Source organism: Arthrobacter sp., assembly GCF_030540645.1.
Classification (GTDB): Bacteria; Actinomycetota; Actinomycetes; order Actinomycetales; family Micrococcaceae; genus Specibacter.
Genome location: NZ_JAUNVV010000023.1, coordinates 37,811 through 39,109 on the forward strand (window position 1 = coordinate 37,811; position 1,299 = coordinate 39,109).

Annotated in this window: 1 protein-coding gene; it reads right to left on the reverse strand. The window is 66.8% G+C overall.

What is annotated here, in order from left to right; all coding sequences use genetic code 11:
- Positions 1–291 precede the first annotated feature (291 nt).
- On the reverse strand, positions 292–1,299 hold a 1,008-nt coding region (locus tag Q4P21_RS06580; protein WP_303387997.1), incomplete at its 5' end, for an alkene reductase.

Genomic DNA, 1,299 nt, shown 5'->3' on the forward strand with positions numbered 1-1,299 from the left:
CGCACCCACAGTTCATGGGCCGCCGCGGCGCCGTCGTGCTCGGCTGTGGCGCGAACTTGTGAATACAACGCGAAGGTGCGCAGTCGCCAGTCTGCAGTGTCGGCGGCTGTTTTCGCGGAAGAGGCCATGACTCCAGCTTGCGTGCACACGTGCAGAAAGTGAAGCAGCATGTCGGCATGTCGCCTCAAAAACTGGCTCCCACGAACGGCGACATGGGCGTAACGTTCGACGGCGGCACCGCCCGGCAGCCGCCGTCGAACATTGAGCGCCGCATTCTGCAGTCAACGATCCTTAGTTTTCCCAGAACGGATAGTCGATGTAGCCCTTGGCGCCCTCGGTGTAGAACGTGGAGTAGTCAGGCTCGTTCAGGGGCAGGCCTTCGCGCCAGCGCCGGGCCAGGTCAGGGTTGGCCAGGGCTGGCCTGCCAACCACGACGGCGTCGGCCCAGCCGCTGCCAGCGACGAGGAGAGCGTCGTCGAGCGTGGTGACGGTGCCAAAACCTGTGTTGAGCATGAAGGGGCCGCCGAAGCGGCTGCGCAGTTCCCGGACTAGGGCGCCGGACGGATCCTTGTGCAGCACACTCAGGCCCGCCAAGCCCAGTGGTGCGATGCCGTCGGTGAGTGCGGCGTACGTCGCCAGCGTTTCGGCCGGGTCGTTTTCCAATGCGCCCTGGACATTGTGCTCGGGGGAGATGCGCAGTGAAGTCCGGTCGGCGCCGATGGCCTCTGCGACGGCCGCCGTGGTCTCGATGACGAAACGTGCACGGTTCTCCGGCGAGCCGCCGTAGCTGTCGGTGCGGTGGTTGGCGGAGGGGGCCAGGAATTCGTGGAGCAAGTAGCCGTTCGCGCCGTGCAGCTCGACGCCGTCGAATCCTGCGGCGATGGCGTTGCGGGAGCCTTGGACGAACTCGGCCATCACGCCGGGCAGTTCCTCCACGGTCAGGGCATGCGGGACGGGGAAGGGCTGCTTGCCGTCGTAGGTGCGGGTCTCACCCTCCACGGCGACGGCACTGGGCGCCACAACCGGGCGACCACCCGTGTTGGCCGGGTGGGCCACGCGCCCGGCATGCATGACCTGGGCGATGATCAGACCGCCCTCAGCGTGGACGGCGTCAGTGACCCGCTTCCAACCGGCAATCTGTGCGTCCGTAACCAGACCAGGCTGACGGACAAAGCCCTGACCGGCGAAGGACGGGTACGTGCCCTCGCTGACGATCAGGCCCATTGACGCGCGCTGGCGGTAATACTCCACGACGTCGTCACCGGGGACGCCGTCAACCCCGGAACGGGACCGGGTCAG